The organism is Brevibacterium sp. BDJS002, assembly GCF_028201555.1.
Taxonomy (GTDB): domain Bacteria; phylum Actinomycetota; class Actinomycetes; order Actinomycetales; family Brevibacteriaceae; genus Brevibacterium; species Brevibacterium aurantiacum.
In genome coordinates this window covers 3,738,246-3,764,057 of sequence record NZ_CP116392.1, presented here as the reverse complement: position 1 = coordinate 3,764,057, position 25,812 = coordinate 3,738,246, and the positions used below count along the sequence as shown (strand labels likewise).

The window sequence follows — 25,812 nt, the reverse complement described above, 5'->3', positions numbered from 1 at the left end:
CTGCATTCCGCCCAGTTGATCACTGGCTCGTTTTAGACTGATGAACATGTCGATCTCCGGGGAGCGTCAACCGCGAAACAGCCAGCCCCCTCTGCGTCGGCACCAGCGCGAAGCTCTCGATGCTCTCGCCGACTCGGTCGCCGAAGATGCTCGCCGGTCATGGATCGTGCTGCCGCCAGGCGCTGGGAAGACTCGAGTCGGCATCGAACACGCGAAGAACCTTCTCGACGACGGGCACGTCGCTAGGGTCGTAGCCTTCGGCCCCAACACTGCGATCCAGACTCAGTGGGCGAACGCCTGGAACAGCCACAGCTCCGACGCCGCCGGACTCGACCGGAAACTCACCATCAGGTTCACCGCCCTGACGTACCAATCACTGGCCGTCTTCGACGAAGACCGTGACACCACGAACAGCCTCCTCAACGAACTCGCTCCGGGCGGTCGCGAACTCGTCGACCGCCTCGGCGAGGCAGGCCCTCTGCTGCTCATCCTCGACGAATGCCATCACCTGCTCGACGTGTGGGGCAGCCTGCTGACCGAACTTCTCGACCTGCTGCCCGGCGTCTGGGTGCTCGGGCTCACGGCGACACCACCGGGCACGATGACAACAGCACAGGCAGAGCTGGTGTCCGGACTGTTCTCCGACATCCGATACTCCGCGTCGATCCCCGCAGTCGTACGCGAAGGCGACCTCGCACCGTTCGCGGACCTCGTCTGGGTGACGACCCCGACGAACGAGGAGAACAGCTGGCTGTCGGGGCAGGCTGTGCGCTTCACCGAACTCATCACCGACATCCTCGACCCCACCCAGGGCACTGTGCCGTTCCTCGAATGGGTTGACAGACGGTTCCTGGGCACCCGAGAGCAGACTGTCAGCTGGGCGGCCATGAGCCGCTCGAAACCGGAACTGTGCTCGGCTGCGCTGCGGCTTCACCATGCACAGCTGCTCCGCCTGCCTCCGGGCGCCAGCCCCGCCGAACAGCACCGCCGCAACCCCGATGCCGCTGACTGGGCACTGCTCATCGACGATTGGATGCGCCACCACCTGATGGCCTCCGACGACCCCAAAGACATCGAACTCGCCGAGGCGATCCGTCGTGCCCTGCCCGCAATCGGGTACCGCTGGACCCGGAACGGCATACGGGCAGGACGCTCACCCGTCGACCGCGTCATCGCCTACTCGGCAGCGAAGCCACAGGCAACGACCGAGATCATCTGCACCGAGGCGGCCAACCTCCAAGAACGCATGCGCATGCTGGTCCTCTGCGACTTTGAATCGCTGACATCGACACTGTCCGCCGACGTCAGCGGCGTGATCAGCGAACGCTCCGGTTCGGCACTGCTCGTTCTCGAAACACTCGTCTCCGATGCCCGCACCACAGGTCTCCGACCACTGCTCGTCTCCGGCAAGACCGTAGCCGGAGCACCGGAGGTACTCAGTGAGCTGCGTGCACGCATCGCCGAATCCGACGAATCCCTGGCCTCCCGCCTGCGTGTGAGCGAACCGGCAGCGGGAATCAGCCGACTCGAAGGCCCGTGGAACAGCCGAACGTGGGTTCCCTATGTGACAGACTTCTTCACCACGGGCCAGTCACAGGTGCTCATCGGCACTCGCGCCCTCCTCGGCGAAGGATGGGACGCACCGGCCATCACCGGCTTGATCGATCTGAGCACCGCGACCACGCCGACCGCGGTGACGCAGACCCGCGGCCGCGCACTGCGGCGAGACCCAGATCAGGCACACAAGGTCGCGCTCAACTGGACGGTCGTCTGCGTCAGCCCCGATCATCCACGCGGGGACCAGGACTGGGGGCGTCTGGTGCGCAAACACGACGGCTTCTTCGGTACAGACTCCGAGGGCGAGGTCGTCGACGGCGTGGCCCATATCGATTCCGCCTTCTCGCCCTACGAGCCGCCTGCAACCGAATTATCCGACGAGATCAATGCGCGGATGATCGCCCGATCCCAAGACCGCCGGGAAATCGCCGGGCGATGGCAGGTCGGCAGCGACTATCGAGACGAGGCACTGCGCTCGGTGCGAATCCTTCAGCGCACAGACCATCAAAGCCCGGAACGGTCGGGCCCCACCTCAGCCGACCCTATTCGCAACGACGAGGTCAGCGTTGCTCCGCGCCACCTCGGCGGGGATCCGGGGCACATCCTGCCGTTCGGGATCAGGACTGCCACCGTCGTGCCCTGGATAGGGCTTGGGCTGGTTCTCCTGCTGCTGGGTGTGGCGCTCGGCGGCAGCGGAGGTGTGGTGCTCGCGGTGATCGGCCTTGGACTTTGGGTGAGCCTGCCGGTGGCGCTGTCCGTGGCAGGGCAACGACGAACTGACCTCTATGCGAAGCCGCCGACGGTGGGCCAACTCGCCGGTGCCATCGCCGATGCTCTGCACAACGTGGGGATGAGCAAGGTCGGATCGGAGTCTGTGCGGATTAGCGTTGACGCGCGCGGGGACCTGCGGTGCCATCTCGATGCGGATGCCCGGTCCGCGGAGGTCTTCGCGCTCGCCCTCGACGAGGCGGTGTCTCCGATCGCCGACCCAAGGTATCTGGTTTCTCGTTGGTCCCTGCCACAGACATCGACGGGAGCGCGCGGACTGTGGGAGCGTCTGCAGCTCGGGTGGTCGAATGCTCAGCAAAGTGACCCGGTCTGGCACGCGGTGCCCTCGGCTCTCGGCACGAGAAGAGAATCGGCGCTGGCGTATTCGCAAGCGTGGGATCGGTGGATCGGCGGCGGCGAAGCGATCTACACGAGGAACCCGGAGGGTGCTGGGGTCCTCACCGCATACCGCGGAACGAATCCGATGCAGCTGGCGTCAGTGCTGCGGACGTCCTGGCGCTGAGCCTCAGACCGTGAGCTTCAGGCATTGGCACCTGCTCCGTCTGACCTGTCTCTGACTTCACACCCGCAGACCGCTGACCTCGGGGATAGACTGAAACCGCGGTACCAGCCTGTGTCGGCACTCTGACTGGGATGCTGACGGAGGTCCACCCCGGAGCTGTGAGAGCTCCACGTGTTCCAACGGAAGGAATCCTATGCCCACCGTCGCCGGAAACATTGTCGATACGCTCGTGGCCAGCGGAGTCAAGCGGGTCTACGGGATCCCCGGAGATTCGCTCAACGGCTTCACCGATGCGCTGCGCGTCAACCCGCAGCTCGAATGGGTCCACGTCCGCCACGAAGAGGCGGCATCCTTCGCCGCCAGCGGTGAGGCCGCACTGACTGGTGAACTCGCCGTGTGTGCAGGCAGCTGCGGGCCGGGAAACCTCCACCTCATCAACGGTCTCTACGACGCCCAGCGCTCTCGTGTGCCGGTGCTCGCCATCGCCGCTCACATCCCCAGCGATGAGATCGGCTCGAACTACTTCCAGGAGACCCACCCGACCGAGCTGTTCCGCGAATGCAGCGTCTACGTCGAGCACGTGGCGACCGCGGAGCAGATGCCGCGACTGCTGCGCATCGCCATGCGTGAGGCCATCGAGAAGCGCGGTGTCGCGGTCCTCGTCATCCCCGGTGACGTCGGACTCGCCGATATCTCTGCCGCCGCCGAGGTGGTCCGGTCCTATGCGCCCCGTGTGATCCCCGCAGAATCCCAGCTTGAAGAGGCTGCGAAAGCACTGAACAAGAGCAAGAAGGTCACGATCCTCGCCGGTGCCGGAACCGAGGGCGCCCACGATGAGCTCATCGCCATCGCCGCCAAGCTGCAGGCACCGATCGTGCATTCGCTGCGCGGCAAGGAGTTCATCGAATACGACAACCCCTACGACGTGGGGATGACCGGTCTGCTCGGCTTCTCTTCGGGCTACCATGCGCTTAAGGACTGCGACACTCTGCTGATGTTGGGCACCGACCTGCCCTACCAGCAGTTCTACCCCGACGACGCGACAGTCATCCAAGCCGACGTGCGAGGCTCCCAGATCGGACGGCGCACCCGCGTCGACATCGGTCTGGTGGGCACCGTGGCTGACACCGTCGGCGAGCTCCTGCCGCTGATCAAACCGAGCCGCAGCAGCGCTCACCTGAAGTCGATGACCAAGCATTACGGTAAGACCCGCAAGGATCTCGACGAACTCGCAACCCCGTCGAAGCGGACCATCCACCCGCAGTACCTGACTCGCCTCATCGACGAGATGGCCGACGACGATGCCGTGTTCATCCCCGACGTCGGCTCACCCGTGGTGTGGGCTGCCAGGTACCTGACGATGAACGGCAAGCGCCGACTCATCGGTTCCTTCAGCCACGGCTCCATGGCCAACGCCCTGTCCCAAAGCGTCGGCGTCCAGGCCTCCCATCCGGACCGGCAGACGATCGCGCTCGCCGGAGACGGTGGCCTTGCCATGCTGTTGGGCGAGCTCATCACCCTGACGCAGAACAAACTGCCGGTCAAGACCGTCGTCTACAACAACTCCTCGCTGAACTTCGTGGAGTTGGAGATGAAGGCCGCCGGCTTCGTCACCTTCGGAACGGAGCTGTCGAACCCCGACTTCTCCACCATCGCCGAGGCGGTCGGGATCAAGGGCTTCCGCGTCGAGAAGTCGAAGGACCTGCCGAAGGTCGTCAAGGAATTCCTTGCCTACGACGGTGCGGCGGTCCTCGACGTCGTCACCGAACGGCAGGAACTGTCCATGCCTCCCACGATCACCGCCGAACAGGCCAAGGGCTTCGCGCTCTACGCCGTCCGCACGGTGCTCTCTGGCAAGGGCGACGAGCTCATCGACTTGGCACGAACGAACATCCGCCAGCTGTTCTGAGGGTCGCTGGCCGCTGGAGGCCTGCCGCTAAAGCCTGTGCGCGTCAACGGTTGGTAAGTTCTTCTCGACCCGGAGCTCCGGATCGAGAAGAACTTACCAACCGTTTGCCTATTCATCTGCCCCCGGCTGCAGGTTCAGGCAGGATTGTTCAGGTGGGTGTTGAGGAGTTTCCCAAAGGTCGCCATATCTGTCTTCTTCGTGACTCGGAGGACGGTCCACCCCTCGGCTTCCAACAGTTGTTGCCGTTCGATGTCAGTGTTGAATTGCCCCGCTGACGATCGATGATGGTCTCCCTCATACTCGATGGCCAGCTTGAACTCTGGATATCCCAAATCGGGTTGCAGGATCACATTCTTTATCCGGCAGAGAACCTGCGGGTGAACTACAGGTTCGGGAAAGCCGTTGTCGATGAGCCACAGCCGTAGCCAGGTCTCACGAGGAGAGTCAACGGTCAGGCGGACGAGCGAAAACGCCTTCTCTATCCTTCGGCGGCTGCGGACCTGGCGGCGAGTGGCGAGTTCGGTTTGAAGCGATTCGACAGTGGTCTTCGGGCCGCCGAATCGCTTCGACACCGCTGCATCGCCGAATTGCACGAGTTCGAGCAGACTGAGGTGAGAGCCGAGTTCGACGAGAAGGTGCGGAACCGTGACCAATTGCAGGTCGAAGAAGTCGATCTGCTTGAGCTGACGATGTCGATGAAGAATGACTTGTCGCATATTGACTCGGGTGCAGGCCGTGTCTCCGGCGACGTGTAGATCCTGATCCCGGATTCGGTTCGGCACTGGCAAGCCATAGAGACGAGCCGCAGTCCAGAATGTGCCGGCCACGTCGGGGCGTCGCAGACGAAAGCCTCGTAGCTGCGTCGCAACTCTCTGCCAATTGACTCCTGCCCAAACCGGCGTGGGAGCCACGGTGTCCTCGGTTCTGTCGATCCAAACACCATGGACGAGCTGGATATACCGAGGATCATGCTGCAGTGCATACGAAGTGATCTTCCGAGCGGCTAGATCGGCGCGGGTGAATGGAGTCGGCATCTGCCTGAACGTCATCGGTTTCGAGTGCCAATACGACATGCTGATCAGTATCGGGCGGCCAGAGGCACACTTTCCAAGTGGCTCAGGAGCGTTGGGGATAACGACCCGGCATCCCCAGGGGAATTACGTCGAAGTCAGGTCCAGCTGTGGACTGATTCATACTCGGCTCAAGCAGCGATTTCCGCTGACCCTGAGCGGTGTTCCCGTTATCGCAGTTGTTGCTTACGGCCCCAGCACGAATCTCTCGGTCGCAAAATGCTCCAAAGCTCGGGCTCATCCACATCGCAAAGCGCATGAGTCGACTTTCGCAGGTCCAGCGAACCGGAATCCCGACATATTTGTGGACGCTTGTTGAAACGGTTGGTAAGTTCTTTGCGATCCCGAGCTCGGGATCGCAAAGAACTTACCAACCGTTGGCGTAGGAAGCCCCAGTCGCGCCCACTGCCGTCTGACTAGCCACGCTCACGTTCGCCGCGGCGACTGGCCGCTTCACATTTCACGCGATCGGGTACTCCGCCAGGGCTTGCGCAGTGACCAGTGCCGCGGTCATTGCCTCGTGGCCCTTGTCTTCTTGAGAGCCTTCGAGTCCGGCACGGTCGAGTCCCTGCTGTTCGGTGTCGCAGGTCAGCACGCCGAAGCCGACTGGTTTGCGGGAGTCGATGGCAACGCGGTTCAGCCCATCGGTGGCGGCTTGGCAGACATAGTCGAAGTGCGGGGTGCCGCCGCGGATGACGACGCCGAGGGCGACGACCGCGTCGAAGTGTGGAGCCAGTCGGGCTGCGGCGATGGGCAGCTCGAAGCTTCCTGGGACCCGCACCAGGGTGGCTTGGGCCCCGGCCTCAGAAGCCGCGCGCTGTGCGCCGTCGACTAGGCCGTCCATGATCTGTGTGTGCCAGGATGCTGCGATGATGGCGACTCGAGTATCGGCCGCGGAGACGGTGAGCTCGGGTGCTCCGGAATGTGCCATGGGTGGATCCTTTCGTCGCGGCCGTGATGGCCGGAAGAGTCAGTGGTGAGTAGTGCGAGTGAGTGAAATGCCTGCTCAGCAGTGGTGCTTCTCGGCGATTGTCGCCGAAGCAGTGGCGCTGCCGACCACAGAAGGCAAGGTCAGGGTGTGGTGCATGCGTTCACGTTTGGTGTTGAGGTAGTTCGAGTTCTCCGGTCGCGCTGGGATCTCCAGCGGAACAACGGCCTCGATCGTGATCCCCAGCGACTCGAGCGCCCGGGTCTTGTCCGGATTGTTCGTCAGCAGACGGATGTGAGTCAGGCCGATCGAGCGCAGGATCTCCGCGGCGGCACGGTAGTCACGGTCATCGTCGTGGAAGCCGAGTTCACGGTTCGCATCAACGGTGTCCAGCCCCCGATCCTGCAGGGCGTAAGCGCGGAGCTTGTTGCTCAGCCCGATGCCCCGGCCTTCGTGGCCTGTCATGTAGATCACGGCGCCACCCTCGTCGGAGATCTGCTGCAGCGCCAGATCCAGCTGCTCACCGCAGTCGCAGCGGTGCGATCCGAAGACGTCCCCGGTCAGGCACTCCGAATGCACCCGAACCAGGGGAGCGGGTCCGTGCAGTGAAGGCTCCTGACCCGCCGGTTCATGGGCAACGGCGGCAGAATCGATCCCGGAGAACACGCCGAGGTGGTCGTGCCCGTCGATCGTGAATGCGCGGGCGCTGAAGCTCCCGTGCTTCGTCGGCAGCGGCACCTCCGCCGAGGCTTCGATCGCTCGCAGGTTCGCGCCAGACTCATGAGTTGAGCTATGACCCGCTGATCCGGCATCCGGCCGTTCGGCATTCACAGCGTCTTCGTGATCGGACTCGTTGAGGTAGTCGATGAGTCCTTCGATCGAGACCATGACGAGCTGATGGGCGTCGGCGAACTCGCGGAGGGAGTCGAAGCGCATCATCGAACCGTCGTCATGGACGACCTCGCCGATCATGGCCACGGGAGTGGCACCGGCCAGCCGAGCGAACTCGACTCCGGCTTCCGTGTGGCCGGGGCGTTCGCGGACTCCACCGGACTTGGCGATGAGCGGGAAGACGTGCCCGGGTCGAGTGATCGATGCCGGGTCGGGGACAGCTGCGGCGAGGTGGCGTCCGGTCAGGGCACGCTCGGCGGCACTGATGCCGGTGGTCACGCCGACCGCGTCGCAGCTGATCGTGTAGGCGGTGCCCTTCGGATCTTCGTTGGCAGCGACCATGGGCGGAAGTTCCAGTGCGGCGGCACGCTCAGCATCCATGGGTGCACAGATGACGCCCGAGGTGTAGCGGACGAAGAAGCCCATGGTGTCAGCCTCGGCGAATTCAGCAGCCATGATGAGGTCGCCTTCGTTCTCGCGGTCCTCGTCATCGACGACGACGATGGGCTGGCCCGCGGCGAAAGCGGCGATTGCCTCGCTGATCGGATCGAGTCGAGCAGCGCTCGGGGTGGTTTCAGTCATGGTCGGCTCCTCGTCGGATGCTGTCGGTTGAGTTGAAGACTGTGGTCGTTTCCGCGGTGGTCTCTGTGCGGAACGAAAGCAGGCGGGCGGTGTATTTCGCGAGCACATCCACCTCGACGTTGACCGGATCGCCGGGGGAGAGGTCGCCGAACGTGGTGTGGGTCAGTGTGGCCGGGATGAGCCCGACCTCGACCCAGGCGCTGGCCTCGGAAGGTTCGGAGACAGCGGTCAGCGTCAGGGAGACGCCGTTGAGAGCGATGGAACCCTTGGTGGCGGTGTAGGGCGCCAGAGAGTTCGGGATGCCGATGCGCAGGGTTGACCACTCGGCGAAGTCGTCTCGGCTGAGCAGCTCACCGCACCCGTCGACATGTCCCTGCACCACGTGGCCATCGAAGCGCCCCGAAGCCGGGGTGCACCGTTCCAGGTTGACCCGGTCCCCGATGCGCAGAGCCCCGAGACCGGTCAAGCGCAGAGTCTCGCCCATCACCTCGGCGGTGAAAGGTCCTTGCACCTCGGCGGTGAAGGCACCCGGCGACTCGCCAGGCGCACCACTGTCCTGTGGCGAGGATGATTCGTCCCTGACCGAGGTCAGGCATACGCCGTTGACGGCCAGCGAGCCGCCGAGGCCGAGGTCGTCGACGAGCCCCTTGGCGTCGATGGTGATGACGGCAGAGTCATCCAAGTGGTCGATGGCTTCGACGGTGCCGAGCTCCTCGATGATGCCGGTGAACATGTGCCCTCCGAATGGATTGTCGATGGTCAGGTGGAGATGAGTCAGATGGTGTAGTTGTCGGTGTTGCCGGAGCTTGAACCGCTGCCCGAGCCGGTGACGAAGTGCAGCAGGACGTCGGCGCCAAGTTGCGTGATGGCAGGTTCGGCAGTCTCATCGGAAACCAGGCCGACTGCCTCGCTCAGGGTCGACGTACCCAGACCCGACAAGCTGGATGTTCCCGCCCCCACCAGCAGTGGCGCTTGGTAGCAGAAGACCTCGTCAACGACGCCGGCGGCGAAGAAGGCGCCGAGCACGCTGGGTCCACCCTCGACGAGGATGTGGCGCATCCCGCGGGCATGCAGTTCGCCCAGTGCTGCAGTGATGTCGCGTGTACGCAGGTGAACGGTGTCGGGATTGAGTGCGAGGAAGGACTCCGAAGGCAGGGACGTCAGCCCGAGGACGATGGGCACCGGCTGGGATTCCAGCGGATCACCGCCCGGACCTCTGGCATTGAGTCGGGGGTCATCGGCGAGGACCGTTCCGGTGCCGACGAGGATCCCGTCGACGCGGGACCGGTACTTATGTGAATGCACTCGCGATGCCGCCGAGGTGATCCATTGGCTGGTCCCGTCGGACGCGGCGACCATGCCGTCGAGGCTCTGTGCGATCTTCGCTGTGACGAACGGACGCTCGGCATCGACGGCGCGACGCCACCTGGCGTTGAGAGCCGAGGATTCGTCATGGCCCAGGCCCGAGCGGACCCGGACCCCCGCCTCGGCGAGGGTGGCTCCACCGCCAGCGGCAACGCCGTTGGAATCGGAGAGAGCGAAGACGACCTCAGGGATACCTGCATCGATGATCGCCTGCGTGCACGGTCCGGTCCGGCCGATGTGGTTGCAGGGTTCCAGGGTCACGAACAGGGTGGAGGCGGTGAGGTCGACGCCGAGGTCGATGGCCGTGGTGATGGCGTCCACCTCTGCGTGGGGGCTGCCGGCACCGGCATGATGGCCGACGACGATCTGCGAGTCCCTCGTCAGGATCGCGGCTCCCACCAGCGGGTTCGCGCCCCGGTGACCGTTTCGCGCAGCCTGCAGGGCCGCGGACATTGCGGTCGTTTCGAGTTCGGTGAACTCTGCCTGCATGAAAAAACCTCCCGAGCCGATGCCGGGAGGGAGGATATTGCGGGTGCAACTATCAGAGCGTGCGAACGTGTGCGACAGCGCATTGGGATGCACCGACTCACAGCGACCGCGGTCGCCATGCTCCTCCCATCCAGACTCTGACTGTCGGTCTCGGAATTTCACCAAGTCAACCATCTGCACGAATGCAGCCGGCTCGCGGACTATCACCGCCGGTACGGATTTTCACCGTCCCCGGAACATGTGACCACAGATTAGCACGCACCTCGCCGAGGCGGCCATGACGTCCGTCACATGAGAAACGCAGGTGCCCTGCCGTAGTCCCGCCAGGGGCGTTCTCCCGAACAGCGCCAGCTCCGAAGGTGGGATGTAGCCTTTGCGAAATTACATAACTTAGGTATATACCGGAGTTATGGATGATGTTGATTCGGCGGAGCTCGTCTCTGGCCTCGTTGTCGTGTCCTCCCGCCTGACCAGGGCTCTGAGGCGAGTGATCGGTGACGAAAGTGACCTGGTCACATTGCGTGGCCTCGGAGTGGTCGAGCAGTACCAACCCGTGCGGGTCGGTCATTTCGCGCAGGGTTACCTGTGCTCCCAGCCGGCTGCGACGAAGATTCTGGCCCGTTTGGAAGAGGCGGGATATGTGCTGCGCGAGGCCAGTGCGAGCGATCGACGGGCATCGCAGTTCTCGTTGACCGATGCCGGCCGCTCCAGGCTGGCCGAGAATCGCAACATACTGGCCGAGCGGATGGAGCCCTACTTCGAGGCACTGACTCCCGAAGACAGACTCAGCGTCCATCGGGCGCTGGGGTTGGTCTCGCAGTACTTGCAGGATCAGCACCCGGTGGATGCCGACGAGGTTCAGCCAGACGACGAACGGACCGGCTGACGACGAACCACCTCGGCGGCAATCACATCGAGCCGACGAATCACATCGGACCAACGACAGAGAACCACAACATATCGACGAAAGGGTGCGCAGGTACAGCAATGAGCGTGTCACCAGGTAATGAAGCACAGTTGAAAGACGAGGAGGGCGCGGAAGCATCTATTCTGCGTCAACCACGAGCAGTATGGGCAGTCGCGTTCGCCGCGGTCATCGCGTTTATGGGCATCGGTCTGGTTGACCCGATTCTGCCCGCGATCTCCGAAGACCTCAACGCTTCACCGTCGCAGTCGATGCTGCTGTTCACCAGCTATCTCTTCATCACCGGCGCCATGATGTTCTTCACGAGTTTCCTGTCCTCGCGCATCGGTGCGAAAAAGACACTGCTGATCGGTCTCATCCTCATCGTCGCATTCGCGGCACTGGCAGGATTCTCCGGTTCCGTCGATCAGATCATCGGCTTCCGCGCGGGTTGGGGTCTGGGTAATGCGCTCTTCATCTCCACCGCGCTGTCGACGATCGTCGGTGCTGCTTCGGGTGGTGCTGAGAAGGCGATCATCCTCTATGAGGCCGCGCTCGGCGTCGGTATCGCCACCGGTCCGCTGTTGGGCGGACTGCTCGGCGGAATCTCCTGGCGTGGACCGTTCTTCGGCACTGCAGTCCTCATGGCCATCGGCTTCATCTCGATCGTCATTCTTCTCCCCGGTGGAAAGTCGGGTCTGAAGACCAACCCCGAGCCCATCAAACTCAGCGCCACCTTCCGCGCTCTCGCTCACCCCGGAATCCTCGCCCTGGGCATCTCCGCACTGCTCTACAACTTCGGATTCTTCATCATCCTCGCCTACAGCCCATTCCCGGTCGAAGCAGCGGCCGCGAAGATGGGCATCGAGAACTTCGGTGCGATGGGCCTGGGCTTCGTCTTCTTCGGCTGGGGCATCAGCGTGGCGATCACCTCGGTCTTCGGCGCCCCGATCCTGACTAAGCGGATCGGGCGCCGGCGCACTCTCGTCGCCACTCTCATCGCGCTCGCAGCCATCCTCGTGGTCATGTCGTTCATCGTTGAGTCCTTCGTCGGAATCATCATCTGTGTTATCCTCTCCGGACTGGTCCTCGGCGTGCTCAACACGGTCTTCACCGAGTCTGCGATGGAAGCCAGCGATCTGCCCCGACCGGTGGCTTCTGGAACCTATTCGGGTGTGCGCTTCATCGGCGGCGCCGTTGCTCCGCTGGTGGCCGGACCGGTCTCCGAAGTCCTTGGCGTCGGGGCCCCGTACCTCTTCGGTGCGGCTACCGTGCTGCTGGCTGTCGTGGTCCTCAGCGTCTCTTGGAAGGCACTGCGTCGCGTCGATGGTCGCATCGAGGAGGCTCCGGTCGATGAGGCCTATGCCATCACTGGAGGCGATGCCTGAGGTGAGAGCGTTGCGGGAGAGGGATCTCCTGTTCCGAGCGTTCGTCTGAAGCGAAGCGTTGATGGCGCCCGAGAGGCTTGATCCTCTCGGGCGTCTGTCGCGTCATGGCATCGCCGTAACGGTATCGATGGGCCATAGATACACACTGTTCATTTCACGTTCCAGATCTGGAACACCGCGAATGCGAGGATTCCGGTCACTCTGTAGCACAATTGATATCGCACTTCCTGTGCAGAGACGATATTTTTCCTACCACGAAGGTCACCATGTCCTACGACGCGAACAACGCATATCCCGCAGGCCCCGGTGCCACAGGTCCAGGAGCAATGGGCCCAGGCGCTGGTGGATTCGGCGGCCAGCCTCGCGGAGCTGCCAGCCCAGAAGACCTGTCCCTCCCTCTCTATGGTGCGTCGTTCGGCCAGGCCGTTAAGCGCTTCTTCAAGAAGTACACCCACTTCTCGGGCCGCGCATCGCGCAGCGAGTTCTGGTGGATGGCGCTGTTCGCTTTCCTCGTGCAGCTCATTCCAATGATTCTGATCACTGTCGGCGCAATCATGGCGGCTAGTTCCGCGGCGATGGTCGATCCCTACGATCCGGCTGCTGCACAGGCTGCTATGTCGGGTCCCGGCGTGATCATCGCTGGAATCGGCTATGTCATCGGCGGTCTCATCGCTCTCGCCATGATCATCCCGAACCTGGCGATCACGTGGCGTCGCCTGCACGACGCGAACTTCGCCGGACCGTTCTTCTTCCTCAGCTTCATTCCCGGAGTCGGCGGTCTCATCGTGTTCGTCCTCGAGCTCCTGCCTTCCAAGCCTGAGGGCCAGCGCTTCGACGTCTGATCGTCTGAACGTTCTCGTCTGAGCGGGGCTCTGATCGCAGAGCCCGGGCCTCAAACGAACTGAAGCTGCCGCATGCATACCCTGCATGCGGCAGCTTTTTGCTGTGCGGGAACAGCCTGAGCATCGTCGTAGGCGTTGCTTCGCCGATTCGTACACGCCAATTCATACGCTCAGCGCCGTTTCGCACCTCGCCTGCTAAGTCGCACCGTTCCCGCTACCTCATACAGCTAGTTTCACTTTGCGACCTGGGGCTACTAAAACCTACTGGTGCAGATGTAGGGCGTGAAGCTGACTGGGCGTATTGCTCCCGGCGACGCCGCCCTCGTAGCAACGCCCTCACCTCGCCGCTACGCCAGAAGACCCCCTCGCGCTCATGGACTTCACAAATGACCACACCATCGCGGCGAAGACGATCGCCCAGACGGTCAAGGCAATCCAGTACCACTGGGCGCCGATCCAGGAGATGATCGGCACATCGTCGACTTTGCCCACGTTCGTGCTCGCCACGGAGTACATGCCCAGTGGGAAGACCATGCTCCACAGTCCGGCCGAGTATCCCAAGGGAATGCGGTGACGGAAGTGCCGCCACAGTCCGGCGATGACAAGCGCAGGGATGAGCCAGGTCGAGATGGCCCACAGGATCGCCGAGGCGCCTGCGACTATGACGGTCGTTGCCGAGAAGATGGGAGACGTCCCGCCTTCGAGGATCTTCGAGCCAGCGACCACGGAGATGGCCAGAGCGCCCATCATCACCCAGTACGGGGCGTCGAGGTCCTCTGGCCCGATGCGATGGAGCAGTGCCCTCATTCCCACGCAGACGGCGCAGACGAGATAGAGCCCGATGCCGACGCTCCATGCGATCACCGCGATGACGGCGAGCACGGAGCCGAAGCTGGCTCCAGACGCGGTACCTTGATTCGGCAGATTCGCCATCAGCCCGGACGCGGCGACGGCAACGGACTGAGCCGCGACCACGCAGACGAACCAGGTTCCATTGACCTGCGTGAGTATTGGAGAAGTCGACGACCCGAGCACAGCGGAGAAGGGGATGAGATAGCCCAGGATCAGCCAAGCAATCAGGCCGAGGCTGAAGATCGTCAGAGCGAAACGAAAGTGGTCTTGCCCCTCCAGCGCGGTCGCAAGGACGTTGGTTGCTGCGACGAAGGTGAAGAACCCGAATGCCTTCGACGGGTTGTGCAGATCTGTGCGCAGCTCCTCGCTGTGCGAGCAGGCACGCCAGATGACGAGCGTCAGGAAGAAGATGTAGAGAACCACAGCCAGCCAGAACAAGATGGTCGAGAGGACCGCTAGGCCCTTGAGATGCGCACCGACGGACATGATTCCGGTGGCCATGACTGAGGCGAAGCATCCGGGAGAGACCGTGCCAGGGCTCAATCCCCACTTCGTCTGCAGGTATGCCAGGCTCGTCTGTCCGTTGCTCATCCCTCCATTATCGACTTTTTGTGGGATTGGAGACATTCGAGGAAAGATGGGCAGAATATTCAGCTTCGACCACTATAGTTACTTGTGAGTAACTTGACCTGCGTCAGACGGAACGGCTTTGTCAGGCCCCAGGTGGCGTAATGTGCTTGGCAGAGGAGCGCGAGTGATCCGCGTTTCTGGCGTCAGCGGCCAGCACAGACGGTCGACATAGTCGCACACCTTGGGAGCAGTAGAAATGCAGAGCACTTCACAGGCGCTCGTCGACGAGACGGAACAGGCAGTCAGCCAAATCAGCCTCCGCGAATGGGGAATGTCGGGAAAGCAGGGAGGCGTGTTCTCCGGAATCGACCTCGAAGTACCTCCCGGAGCAATCTCCATCATCCAGGGCCCTGCCGGCTCGGGCAAGACATCCCTGCTCCTGTCGATCGCCGGACGCATGCGCGTGGACACCGGCGAGGGTCACGTGGGCGAACTCGACATTCGCAAACAGTCCCGTCGCGTGCGTGAACAGGTGTCCGTCGGCCACGTCGCTGGTCTCACCGACCTCGAGAACGACTTCACTCTCGCCCAGCACCTCGCCGAGCGACTCATCATGCTTCAACCCTGGTACAAACCCTGGGTCTCGAAGTCCTCTCTGCGCGAGGTCATCGAAGTTATTCGCGAGACCTTCACTTCCGCCACCGAGGTGATCGACCGACTTCCCGAGGGGAACTTCTCCGCATCTGACGCCAAAGACGCCGACTTCCTCATCGATGACGAGGGCAAGGCCTTCGTCTCCGAACTCAGCGAGCTGCAGAAGTTCCTCCTCGAACTCGGCTTTGCCAGCCTCGCCCAGGCCCCGGTCGTCGTCCTCGACAACATCGACTATCTGCGCGAGCGCGAAGACCGTGCCCGCGCATGGGCGGCAATCCTCATCTACCAGGAGCTGCGACGCAAACGCGATCCAGAGCATCCGCTCACGGTCATCGCCTCCTGCGAAGATTCCTCCGACGTCGACCTTGTCCTCGACGCACTGTCCACGGAGGTCTCACCCACCTCGGTGGGCAAATTTTCCCTAACGCGGCATCCCCGTCACTGAGGTACCTGCCTCCATCAGCTTTTCCGAATCAGACCCGACAATAAGGTGTTTCTGCGATGTTCTCTCTGCCTTGGCTCGAACTCTCTCGCTTCAAGCGGCACACGATCACTCGACTGGCGATCATCGTCGTTGCCGTCATCCCCGCGATCTACGGCGGACTCTACCTGGCCTCCAACTGGGCACCGACCGACAACCTCGACAAGCTTCAGGCAGCCGTGGTCAACACAGACGAAGGGGCCGAGAAGCCCAGCTCCGAAGGCGAGAAGCTCCAGGCAGGTGATGAGCTCGTCGACCAAATCACCCCCAAGGGCGAAGGTGGATTCGACTGGCAGGAGACATCCCTGGAGGAGGCCAACGACGGCCTCGCCGAAGGCAAGTACTTCGCTGTCCTCGAGATCCCGAAGAACTTCTCCGAGCGACTAGTATCGACCGGCGGAGACGATCCCGAGCAGGCAGGACTGAATCTGCGCACCGATGATGCGCACAATTTCATCGTGGGGCAGATGGCGGGAACCATCCTCAACGAGATCAAATCAGGGTTGAACGAGACCACCACGGCCGAATACGTCTCCGAGGTCTACCTCGGCTTCAACGACATCCATTCCTCGACGAAAAAGGCCGTCGACGGGGCGAGGCAGCTCAACGACGGTGCCGTCGATCTCCACGACGGAACGGGCGAGCTCTCCGACGGTGCGCATACCCTCGACAAGGGAGTCGGCACGCTGCAGACCGGCATCGGTGACCTCGATGAGGGGGCTGGTGAGCTGAAAAAGGGCAGCGGCGATCTGAAGACCGGCGCAGATAAGCTGGCCAAGAGCACGACCGAGGCGAAGAACGGTTCGAAGAAGGTCGCCGACGGTGCCGGGCAGGTCGCCGATGGAACGGGCCAGTTGCGCGATACAGCTGACGAGGCCACGGACAGGGCCGAGGAGCTCAAAGACAAGGCCGACGACCTCGTCGACGGGACGCGGCCCAAGCTGAACCAGGCGGAGGACGACTTCGACTCGGCGCGGAACACGGTCAACGGCGACATGGATGACCGGGTCGCACAGCTGCGCGAAGACTACCCCGACGATCCGAATGTGGCGAAACTAGCCGATGACATGGACAATCTCGGCGGGGATCTGGACAAGGCCCACGGGCGAGCGTCGAAGGCGGCAGATGAGGCTAAGGATCTCGAAGATCCGGTCAAGAACGCCGTCGACGACGTCATGGGCAAGATCAGGGAGGCCGACAAGAAGATCGGCAAACTCGACGATGGTGCGCAGAAGGTGGCCACCGGAGCCGAGGACCTGCATTCCGGACTCATCAAACTCGACGCCGGTGCAGGCGACTTGGCCAAGGGTGCCGGCGACCTCAATGACGGCGTCATACAGCTCAAAGACGGCACCGAGAAGGCCAAGACGGGCGTTGCCGACCTTAAGGACGGCTCCTCACAGCTGGCTGACGGCTCAGATGAACTCGACAAGGGTGCGAAGAAGCTCGTCGACGGTTCCGGGGAGCTCGCCGACAAGCTGGCCGATGGCCTCAAGCAGATCCCGACCTATGACAAGTCCGACCGCGAGAATCGCTCGGACGTCGTCGCTGTGCCCGTCGATGCCCAGAAGCTCAAGGACAACTCCGTGGACGCCTACGGCGAGGGCCTGGCCGCGTTCTTCGTCTCCCTCGCCCTGTGGATCGGCGGCATGATCACCTACATGGTCATCAACGCGATCCCGTACCGTGCACTGATGTCATCGGCGAAGTCCTCCCGAATCGCCTGGGCCGGCTACGTGCCCGGCCTCCTGTTCGGGGTAGCCCAAGTCGCGGTGCTCTACGGAGTCCTCACCTTTGCTCTCGACTTCTCCGCCGGCAGTTGGTTGTGGACCCTATTGTTCTCGATCCTCGTGGCGGCCAGCTTCCACGCGGTCCACCAACTCTGCGTCGCGGCCTTGGGAGGTGTCGGCAGGCTTGTCGCCCTGGTCCTGCTCATGGTCCAGATCGCCTCGGCGGGAGGCACCTATCCGGTGCAGACGGCGCCTGGCATCTTCCAGATCATCTCGCCCTTCCTGCCGATGACCCACGCGGTCAACGGCCTGCGGACCCTGATCGCCGGCGGAGACATGTTCATCGCCGCTCAGGCAGCAGTCGTCCTGCTGCTGATGACCGCGATCTGTCTGGTGGCAACCATGCTCGTCTGCGGTCGGAAGCGCACGGTCACGCTGACCCAACTGCATCCGAGCCTCTCGCTGTAGGGCCTGATCCTCGCCGAGGCGGCGGTGCGTCGGCGCGCACCGTCGTCCCGTCATCCCCGTTGTCCGGGGCGGCGAACGGGGCAATCGTCATCGAAATACCGCAGGTATCGCTGTGGTTCCTGGAGGAAACGCCTCCAATGGTCGACCATGTCGAGCCGATCCCATGTGGATTCGCGCAGCCCCCATTCCCCGACCTCGACGAGTTTGGCGCCCTCTGCGCGGGCGAGGACGGGGGAGTGGGTGGCCATAATGGTCTGCAGCCCCACGCGATCTCGCGCTCGGATGAGCTGCAGCAGGGTGAGCGAGGCGGTGAAGGACAGGGCGCTTTCCGGTTCGTCGAGGACCCACAGCCCCAAGTCCATGAACTTCCCCGTCAACATCTCGATGAACATCTCACCGTGTGACTGTTGCGAGTAGTGGTGGCCGCGGCCGGCGCCGATCTCCATCAGGTAGGCCATGTTCTCGTGCATTGTTTCGGCGCGGAGGAAGAATGCGCCCCGTTTGGAAGCTGCACCGCGGACGATCTGCACGTGTTCGCTCAACTCCGGGATTTCCTCGGCATGGTCTCGAACCTCCCATCCCGTGCCGCCTCCGTGCGGAAGGTCGAGGGAGGTGGCCAATGCCTCGATGAGCGTCGACTTGCCCGAGCCGTTCTCGCCGACGAAGACGGTTGTGCGCTCGAACTCGAATCCGTCCAGAAAGTCAGGCACAGCAGGAAGGTCATGCAGCCATGGGCTGAGCTCTGGCGGAGAGTGCGCATGTTTGGTCACCGACCGCAACGGCAGATCTACCCGGGAATCCATGTGTACGAATGTAGACGACGGTATGGACATGACACTTCTGGGCAACGGCACGGAGACTTGCGAGCAGAAGTATCGCGACAATCTGCTGGATCGACGGACAGCAGCGAATATCGCTCCCGGTGCCGGCCAATAGACTGGTGGACATGGATGAGCGAGCAATCGCACTGTTGCGTGCGCGCGGGTGGAGGCCCGGCGAAATCCTCGGCTCGGGCATGGACGGCACGGTCGTCGACCTGTCTGCCGACGAAGTCGCAAAGGTCTGGCACGATCGCCGATCGGCAGACCTCGAGCCGCTGCTGCGCTTCGGTTCGGCATTGGAGCAGTCGCCGATTCCCTTCCGCTGCTCTCGGACGATTGAGATCCTCGGCGAGGATGGTCTCACAATCACTATCGAGCAGAAGGTCACAGGTCGCCCTCTGCGCATCGACGCACTGCCGAATGCACCGGTCGTTACCGATGAAGAGATCCGTCTCATGGGCAACGCGTTGGCAGGACTGTCCCAAGTGGGCACCGGTGATTTGAGCGCTCTCCCGATCCTCCCCACTGAACAGCCGTTTTCCCACACGAGGAGCTTCGGAGCCTCACTCGCAGATCTTGCTGAGCGACGGTTTGCAGAGGGTCCGGGATTCCTGCGGCAGGAGATCGGCGACATCGACGAGATCGTCGCTGTGCTTCTGCGCGGACTGCGAGACCTCCCCGACCTCGAATCGAAATGTCTGATACACGGGGATCTCATCCCCGCCAACGTACTGATCGACGAAGGCGAAGTCTCCGGAGTGGTGGATTTCGGGTTCCTGACCACTGTCGGCGACCCACGATTCGACGCGGCGATCGCGGCAAGCAGCTTCGACATGTACGGTCCGAACGCCCGTCGCTCGGAGAACGTCCTGAGCAAAGCCTTCAGCGCTCGGTTTGGCCATGATCCCACCATCTATGGCCTTTATCGCGCAGCATACGCGGTGATCACGAATTCCTGCTTCGCCACAGATGGGCAAGACGGCCACTTCCTGTGGTGTGCGCAGATGCTCAGACGCGAGGATGTCAGAGACGCAATAGGCAGCCCCCGCAACTGACCCCTACCCGAACGCAAGCCGCAGCGCCAGGATCACCAGCACCACCGCGATGAGGATGTCGAGGACCTGCCACACCCGCGGCCTGGCAAGGTAGCGCGAAAGACCGCGGGCACCGTAGCCGATGCCGAGGAACCACGTGAGAGATCCGAACATCGCCCCGAGCGTGAACGGCAATGCTCCTCCCGGCCCCTGTTGATTCGCCAGGTTGCCGAGCATGACGACGGTGTCGAGGTAGACCCCGGGATTGAGGAAGGTCAGCGCCAGAGTCGTTGCGATGATGGACTTCAGACTGCGCTGATGCGTATCCGCCGTCAGCCCTGATGCCTCGCGTGCCGAACGCAGACTGCCCCACGCGTACCAGAGCAGATAGGCCACACCCAGCCACCGCAGAATCTCCAAGGCCCACGGTGCCAGGAGCACGATCGCTCCGATGCCGACGGTGCCCGCGCCGATGAGAAGGGCGTCGGCGAGGATGCAGATCGTGAGCACCACGCCGAGGTGCTCACGGCGAATACCCTGCCGCAGGACAAGGGCGTTCTGCGGTCCGACTGCGATGATGAGCGACCAACCGGCGAGGGTTCCGCTGATGAGATGAGTGAGCACCCGAAAAGACTATGACGCGCACGTTGATAAGAAAAACAACAGAATCTTCATCTGATGCACAATTGCTTCATGAACATCGATCACGTCAAAGCTCTGGCCGCCGTCGTCGACGAAGGCACGGTGGAAGGCGGGGCCTTCGTTCTGGGTGTCACACCATCGGCGACGAGCCAGCGCATCCGCACCCTCGAATCCCGCATCGGTCAGGTGCTCATTCGCCGCACGAACCCCATCACCGTCACCGAGGCGGGGGAGGCGGTCCTGAAATATGCGCGCGAGATCGAGCTCCTCGAGTCCGAAACCATGGATCGTCTCCATGGCATCGACGTCGGGGCCCCGGACGGGGTCGCTTCCGCCTCGGCCCACGGACGCAGGAGGGTCCCGACGGTTCTGCGGATCGGGGTCAACGCAGATTCGCTGGCGACCTGGTTCCGCCCGATCTTCGCCGAGGTGGCGAAGTGGGACGATATCGTCATTCGCATCGAGGTTGCCGACCAGAACGTTGCCCTGCCCCTGCTGACTTCGGGGGAGGTGCTCGGCACCATCACCTCTGCGGCCTCCGGCGGCTACGGCACTCAGGTGCAGAGACTCGGGTCCATGCGCTACGTCGCCGTCGCGTCGAAGGGGCTCCTGAGCAGACACCGTGGGCTCGGCGGTCAGGTCGGGTCCGGTGAGATCAGGTCCGGTACCGAAGCCGAGGTGGACCTCGGGTGCCTGCCGATGGTGAATTTCGGTAAGGACGATGATCTGCAGTTCGCCTTCCTACGCAGGGTGGGGATCACCAGCATCCCTCCGATGTCAGTCGTGCCCAGCTCCTCGGAATTCGCAGTCGCGGTCGAGGCCGGGGTCGGCTGGGGGCTGATCCCCATCCTGCAGCTGGGAGACCTCAGCGATGACCTCGTGCCGATCTCGGCGGATCCGACCATCGACGTGGACCTGTACTGGCATCACTGGAATCTCGCTTCTGAGAAGCTCGGTCGACTCACCGAGGCTCTCCATCAGGCCGCAGCCCAGATGAGGTGAGTCCGCGTTCGGTCAGAGAGCGAGGGCATTCGTTCGCATGCCTGTCGCATCATCGACGGCTCAGCTGCTTGGTTCGAGTACTCTCGCGATCAGCCACCTGAGCTGATCGAGCGCGGCATCGACGGTGACGCGCTCGGGAGTCACGATCGAGTGCAGAGCCAGCCCGTCGAGCATGGTGAATAGTGCAACGGAGGTGGAAGCCACCTCGGCGGGGTCGATATGCCCCTCCGTGGCCAGGATCCCAAGCCAGCGATGCAGGCACTCATAGGTGAAGTCGTGGCCGTACTCGAGGAGCCTGCGGGTCACGGCCCGGCGTTCGGGCCCGAGGGCGCTGATATGCATCGTGAGCCACAGCTCGAGCTGCATATCGCGGTGCTCGTGGCTGGGCAGGAACTGCGCGCAGCACTCGAAGAGGCGATCGACCGGGTCCAGGCCGGATTCGGAGATCGAGAAGTCCTTGACTGCGGTTCGCATGGAGCCGCGAGCGATGGCCTCGTGCAGGTCGGCCTGGGTGGGGAAGTAGTGACGCAGCGTCGAGGCGCCGATCCCAGCCTCTTTGGCGACCGCCCGCACACTGAGGTTGGTCTGTCCGGGCGGAGCCTGCTCAGCCAGACGGATTGCCGCAGAGATGATGTCATCGCGTCGCGACATTCGTGCTCCTCTCGGCCTCGCGCATCATTGCTGTTTTCTGTATAGTACAACGTACTAGCACGCTGTGCCAGAAGGACGGGATCGTGCGTCGAGATTGACCATGACCCTCGCGTGCGCCACATCGACAGAGACTCCGAGCCAATGAAAATGGAGCCCCAGAATGATCGAAAGCATCCAGGAATTCGCCGGATCGATCCCCGACTGGCTGCAGTGGGCAGGCATCATCCTCGTCTCAGCGATCCCGTTCGTCGAGTCCTACTTCGGTGCCGTCATCGGCGTCGCGATCGGTCTGCACCCCGTCGTTGCGATTCTCATGGCCGTCATCGGCAACGTGGTGTCGATGCTCGCCGTCGTCTACGGCGCCGGAGCCATTCGCGATAAGGCGAGGAAGAACAGAGACAAGAGCGAAGAGCCCTCGCAGAAGCGCCAAAGGCTCAAACGCATGTTCGACAAGTTCGGTGTCCCCGGGGTCTCTCTGCTGGGACAGACCCTGCTGCCGTCTCAGATCACTTCGATGGCGATGGTCGGATTCGGTGCCGATCGCAACGCCGTGGCATTCTGGCAGATCATCTCGATCATCCTGTGGGGTGTGCTCTTCGGCGTCCTCGCCACCCTGGGCGTCGAACTCGCACTGCGCTGACAGCTCGGTCGCGCGAGCTCGCGCTGAGGTGATGGATCAGGGGCTGGGCGGCTGCGTCAGTGGCGACATCTAGACTGTGCCCATGACCGAATCCACCCCGACTGCAACGACCATCGACGCCGACGAATTCGCCGTTCAGGCTCAGCGCATCCTGGCCGAACTCACTGCGAATCCCGAGGCCCAGTTCCGGGACGGCCAGCTCGAATCGATCCGCGATCTGGTCGTGGAGAAGAAGAGGGTCCTCGTGGTCCAGCGGACCGGGTGGGGCAAGTCGGCCGTGTACTTCGTGGCGACCAGAATGCTTCGGGCAGCTGGCACCGGTCCCAGCCTCATCATCTCCCCGCTGTTGGCGCTGATGCGTGACCAGATCGCCGCGGCGCAGCGCGCCGGGGTGCGCGCAGCCAGCCTCAACTCCTCCAACGTCACCGAATGGGACACCGTCCTCGACGATCTCAGGGCCGGCAGCCTCGACGTTCTGCTCGTCTCGCCCGAGCGGCTGAACAACCCGCAGTTCCGTGACGAGGTCCTGCCCCAGCTCCTGGCCTTCCTCGGCCTCATCGTCGTCGACGAGGCGCACTGCATCTCCGACTGGGGCCATGATTTCCGTCCCGACTACCGGCGGATCGGACACATCCTGGCCGAACTGCCGGGCAACACCCCTGTCCTCGCCACAACAGCCACCGCCAACTCCCGGGTGGTCACCGATGTCGCCGAACAGCTCGGCCACGACACCACCGTCGTTCGCGGCGAGCTCGCCCGTGACTCCCTCCGGCTCGGGGTCCAACCCGGACTCGACGCGAGCGCACGCATCGCATGGCTGTGTGCCCACCTCGGTGATTTCACCGGTTCGGGAATCATCTACACGCTCACGGTCAGCGCGGCCGAAGACATCACCAGAATTCTGCGCGACCGGGGTCACGAGGTCCGTGCCTACACCGGCCGGACCGATGCTGAGGAGCGGGCCGAGCTTGAGCAGCAGCTCAAAGACAACCGGATCAAGGCGCTCGTGGCCACCTCTGCGCTGGGAATGGGGTTCGACAAACCGGACCTCGGCTTCGTCATCCACGTTGGTGCGCCATCATCTGCCGTCGCCTATTACCAGCAGGTTGGCCGTGCCGGTCGTGCCACGGACTCCGCGGATGTCCTGCTCCTGCCCGGTGCTGAGGACCAGGAGATCTGGAATTACTTCGCCACCGCCTCGATGCCCAATCAGTCCGACGCGAATGCCGTGCTTCAGTCCCTCGCCGAGGCGGACGGCCCCCTGTCCGTGGCTCGCTTGGAGACGCTGGTCGGGACCAAACGCACCCGCCTGCAGCTGCTGCTGAAGACCCTCGAAGTCGAAGACGCCGTGACCAAGATCAAGGGCGGTTACATCTCGACTGGCCGAGGTTGGACCTACGACCAGGAACGATATGAGAAGGTCGCGGCCGTGCGCGCTGCTGAGGCGCAGGCGATGCTCGACTACGAGTCCACTGGCGAATGCCGAATGGAATTCCTCATTCGCCAACTTGATGACCCCGACCCCACACCCTGCGGACGCTGCGACAACTGCGCCGGAATGTGGTGGTCGGCCGAGATCTCGGACGAGAACAGGCAGGCAACGGCAGGAACTCTGCATCGCGTCGGCCTGCCCATCGACCCGCGCAGCACCTGGCCCAGCGGCATGGCCAACATCGGAGTCCCGCTCAAGGGCCGCATTCCCGCCGGAGAGTTGGCGGCCGAGGGCCGAGCCATCGCACGGCTCAGCGACTTGGGGCAGGGTCAGACCTTGCGATCATTCCTCGCACCGGACGCTCCCGATGCCGAAGTGCCCGCACAGATCGGCAAATGGTGCCTTGAGGTCCTGGCCCAATGGGACTGGGAGATCCGCCCTGAAGTCGTCGTCTCGGTGCCAAGCGCGCACAGGCCCACGACAGTGAGATCCTTGGCGGCGAATCTGGCCTCCGCCGGACGACTCATCGACGGGGGAGAGCTGCTGCAGGTTCATGACCACGGCACCCCCGAGGTCAACAGTGCCTTTCGGGTGAAAGATCTCTACGATGCGTTCGTCGTCCCGCCCGAGGTCGAGGAGGCAGTGGCCGGAAAGGCGGTGCTTCTCGTCGACGACGAGGTCGTCTCACGGTGGACGATGGCGATCGGGGCACGTCTGCTCAGGCAGGCGGGGGCAACTGCGGTACTGCCGTTCGCACTCGCTCTGCGGGGCTGACGCCCGCTGACGGAATCGACCTCAGGCGTGAGTACTCACGGATTCTGCTGGAGCTGGAACGTCGCCCCTTCCGGATCGGTGACGGTGGCGATGCGGCCATACGGTGAATCTTCGGGACCGGCGAGCACCTTGCCGCCGAGTTCGGCCACCCTGGTTGCGGTGGCATCGGTGTCCTCGACGTTGATGTAGTCACGCCAGAAGGACACCTGGGTCCATTCGCTGGCGTCGCAGATGCCGGCCACAGCGTTCTCATCGGCGCCATGTGTCGAATACGGGAACCCCTCCATCGCCACGATATCGAAGGAGAAGACGGTGCGATAGAACTCCTGCGCGACGGGATAGTTGCGCGTCATGAGCTCGAACCACACCGGAGTCCCGGGAGTGAGCGGGGTGTCGAACCCGGTGAACTCGCCGGGCTGCCACATGCCCACACCGGCACCGGTGGGATCGGTGATGACAGCCATCTGTCCCAGCGGTCCGACGGACATCGGTTCGGCGATGGGGGCCGCACCCGCGGCGAGTGCTGCCGCATAGGTGTTCGCGATGTCGTCGGTGTGAAGGTAGGTCGTCCACATCGCCGGGATCATCGGGTTCGGAGTGCCGTCCATGTTCATGGCACGCATAGCGCCGCCGACAACTGCTCCGTCCTTTGTGATCATGTTGTAGTGGCCGAAATCAGGTCCCTGATCCTCGAACTTCCACCCGAATATCTCGGAGTAGAACTTCGTCGTGGACTCGAAGTCATGGCAGGTGTAATCGATCCAGACAGGCTGTCCTTCACGGATATTCTCAGGCATTGCGGCTCCTCATCATTGCGGTTGGCGTTCTGCTCAGTGGCTGTGGTC

At 63.1% G+C, this 25,812-nt stretch carries 21 protein-coding genes and 1 riboswitch; of the genes, 11 read left to right on the top strand and 10 right to left on the bottom strand.

What is annotated here, in order from left to right; genetic code table 11:
• Positions 1-46 precede the first annotated feature (46 nt).
• Positions 47-2,848: a DEAD/DEAH box helicase family protein gene (locus tag PGC08_RS17435; protein ID WP_271709001.1), complete on the top strand. Its 2,802-nt coding sequence runs from the start codon at positions 47-49 to the stop codon at positions 2,846-2,848.
• Between the two features lie 193 nt (positions 2,849-3,041).
• Entirely contained in the window at positions 3,042-4,757 is a 1,716-nt protein-coding gene (gene poxB / locus PGC08_RS17430) for a ubiquinone-dependent pyruvate dehydrogenase (RefSeq protein WP_009881741.1), read from the top strand.
• Positions 4,758-4,891: 134 nt separating this feature from the next.
• On the opposite strand, the gene PGC08_RS17425 is transcribed toward poxB, so the two are convergent.
• The 5 genes from PGC08_RS17425 to ribD all read right to left on the bottom strand — a co-directional run bounded on the left by PGC08_RS17425 (position 4,892) and on the right by ribD (position 10,082).
• Positions 4,892-5,350 (bottom strand): endonuclease domain-containing protein, encoded by a 459-nt coding sequence (locus PGC08_RS17425; protein ID WP_125188454.1) that lies wholly within the window; start codon positions 5,348-5,350, stop codon positions 4,892-4,894.
• 937 nt (positions 5,351-6,287) lie between these two features.
• Entirely contained in the window at positions 6,288-6,758 is a 471-nt protein-coding gene (gene ribH / locus PGC08_RS17420) for a 6,7-dimethyl-8-ribityllumazine synthase (protein ID WP_009881739.1), read from the bottom strand.
• A gap of 75 nt (positions 6,759-6,833) precedes the next feature.
• On the bottom strand, positions 6,834-8,228 hold the full coding sequence (ribB, locus tag PGC08_RS17415; protein WP_114384432.1) for a 3,4-dihydroxy-2-butanone-4-phosphate synthase: 1,395 nt from the start codon (positions 8,226-8,228) through the stop codon (positions 6,834-6,836).
• Positions 8,221-8,961 carry a riboflavin synthase gene (locus tag PGC08_RS17410; protein WP_096157631.1) on the bottom strand — a complete coding sequence of 247 codons (741 nt, stop codon included), beginning with the start codon at positions 8,959-8,961 and terminating at the stop codon, positions 8,221-8,223. Before PGC08_RS17410 ends, ribB begins: the two co-directional genes overlap by 8 nt.
• 41 nt (positions 8,962-9,002) lie before the next feature.
• Positions 9,003-10,082, bottom strand: a complete 1,080-nt coding sequence (gene ribD, locus PGC08_RS17405; RefSeq protein WP_096157630.1) for a bifunctional diaminohydroxyphosphoribosylaminopyrimidine deaminase/5-amino-6-(5-phosphoribosylamino)uracil reductase RibD — start codon at positions 10,080-10,082, stop codon at positions 9,003-9,005.
• A gap of 114 nt (positions 10,083-10,196) precedes the next feature.
• Positions 10,197-10,325, bottom strand: a riboswitch (FMN riboswitch).
• Between the two features lie 166 nt (positions 10,326-10,491).
• Here ribD and PGC08_RS17400 point away from each other — a divergent pair.
• From PGC08_RS17400 to PGC08_RS17390, 3 genes are all read left to right on the top strand, one after another.
• The gene (locus PGC08_RS17400) at positions 10,492-10,968 is read left to right on the top strand and encodes a MarR family winged helix-turn-helix transcriptional regulator (RefSeq protein WP_271709000.1); all 477 of its coding nucleotides are present in this window, start codon (positions 10,492-10,494) and stop codon (positions 10,966-10,968) included.
• Positions 10,969-11,069: 101 nt separating this feature from the next.
• Positions 11,070-12,374, top strand: coding sequence for an MFS transporter (locus PGC08_RS17395; protein ID WP_271708999.1), 1,305 nt, complete (start codon positions 11,070-11,072; stop codon positions 12,372-12,374).
• 266 nt (positions 12,375-12,640) lie between these two features.
• Positions 12,641-13,216, top strand: coding sequence for a DUF805 domain-containing protein (locus PGC08_RS17390; RefSeq protein ID WP_226824330.1), 576 nt, complete (start codon positions 12,641-12,643; stop codon positions 13,214-13,216).
• Between the two features lie 336 nt (positions 13,217-13,552).
• Here the strand turns inward: PGC08_RS17390 and PGC08_RS17385 are convergent, their stop codons facing one another.
• On the bottom strand, positions 13,553-14,659 hold the full coding sequence (locus tag PGC08_RS17385; RefSeq protein WP_271708998.1) for a tellurite resistance/C4-dicarboxylate transporter family protein: 1,107 nt from the start codon (positions 14,657-14,659) through the stop codon (positions 13,553-13,555).
• Between the two features lie 235 nt (positions 14,660-14,894).
• Between PGC08_RS17385 and PGC08_RS17380 the strand changes: the two genes are divergently transcribed.
• Both PGC08_RS17380 and PGC08_RS17375 read left to right on the top strand, forming a co-directional pair.
• Positions 14,895-15,737, top strand: a complete 843-nt coding sequence (locus tag PGC08_RS17380; protein ID WP_271708997.1) for an ATP-binding cassette domain-containing protein — start codon at positions 14,895-14,897, stop codon at positions 15,735-15,737.
• A gap of 56 nt (positions 15,738-15,793) precedes the next feature.
• Positions 15,794-17,971, top strand: a complete 2,178-nt coding sequence (locus PGC08_RS17375; RefSeq protein ID WP_271708996.1) for a YhgE/Pip domain-containing protein — start codon at positions 15,794-15,796, stop codon at positions 17,969-17,971.
• A gap of 50 nt (positions 17,972-18,021) precedes the next feature.
• Here PGC08_RS17375 and PGC08_RS17370 read toward each other — a convergent pair whose 3' ends face one another.
• On the bottom strand, positions 18,022-18,681 hold the full coding sequence (locus tag PGC08_RS17370; RefSeq protein ID WP_271708995.1) for an AAA family ATPase: 660 nt from the start codon (positions 18,679-18,681) through the stop codon (positions 18,022-18,024).
• A 236-nt stretch (positions 18,682-18,917) separates the two neighbouring features.
• Here PGC08_RS17370 and PGC08_RS17365 point away from each other — a divergent pair, with 236 nt between their 5' ends.
• The gene (locus tag PGC08_RS17365) at positions 18,918-19,847 is read left to right on the top strand and encodes an aminoglycoside phosphotransferase family protein (RefSeq protein ID WP_271708994.1); all 930 of its coding nucleotides are present in this window, start codon (positions 18,918-18,920) and stop codon (positions 19,845-19,847) included.
• A 3-nt stretch (positions 19,848-19,850) separates the two neighbouring features.
• Here PGC08_RS17365 and PGC08_RS17360 read toward each other — a convergent pair whose 3' ends face one another.
• The gene (locus PGC08_RS17360) at positions 19,851-20,450 is read right to left on the bottom strand and encodes a LysE/ArgO family amino acid transporter (protein WP_096159897.1); all 600 of its coding nucleotides are present in this window, start codon (positions 20,448-20,450) and stop codon (positions 19,851-19,853) included.
• A 69-nt stretch (positions 20,451-20,519) separates the two neighbouring features.
• On the opposite strand from PGC08_RS17360, the gene PGC08_RS17355 reads away from it, so the two are divergent.
• On the top strand, positions 20,520-21,470 hold the full coding sequence (locus PGC08_RS17355; protein ID WP_240517959.1) for an ArgP/LysG family DNA-binding transcriptional regulator: 951 nt from the start codon (positions 20,520-20,522) through the stop codon (positions 21,468-21,470).
• A 60-nt stretch (positions 21,471-21,530) separates the two neighbouring features.
• On the opposite strand, the gene PGC08_RS17350 is transcribed toward PGC08_RS17355, so the two are convergent.
• Entirely contained in the window at positions 21,531-22,121 is a 591-nt protein-coding gene (locus PGC08_RS17350) for a TetR/AcrR family transcriptional regulator (RefSeq protein WP_125188438.1), read from the bottom strand.
• Positions 22,122-22,281: 160 nt separating this feature from the next.
• Between PGC08_RS17350 and PGC08_RS17345 the strand changes: the two genes are divergently transcribed.
• Together PGC08_RS17345 and PGC08_RS17340 are read left to right on the top strand one after the other, a co-directional pair.
• Positions 22,282-22,761: a hypothetical protein gene (locus PGC08_RS17345; RefSeq protein WP_125188436.1), complete on the top strand. Its 480-nt coding sequence runs from the start codon at positions 22,282-22,284 to the stop codon at positions 22,759-22,761.
• Positions 22,762-22,843: 82 nt separating this feature from the next.
• Positions 22,844-24,967 carry a RecQ family ATP-dependent DNA helicase gene (locus PGC08_RS17340; RefSeq protein ID WP_271708993.1) on the top strand — a complete coding sequence of 708 codons (2,124 nt, stop codon included), beginning with the start codon at positions 22,844-22,846 and terminating at the stop codon, positions 24,965-24,967.
• A gap of 35 nt (positions 24,968-25,002) precedes the next feature.
• On the opposite strand, the gene PGC08_RS17335 is transcribed toward PGC08_RS17340, so the two are convergent.
• Positions 25,003-25,764, bottom strand: coding sequence for a VOC family protein (locus PGC08_RS17335; RefSeq protein WP_271708992.1), 762 nt, complete (start codon positions 25,762-25,764; stop codon positions 25,003-25,005).
• Between the last annotated feature and the right edge of the window lie 48 nt (positions 25,765-25,812).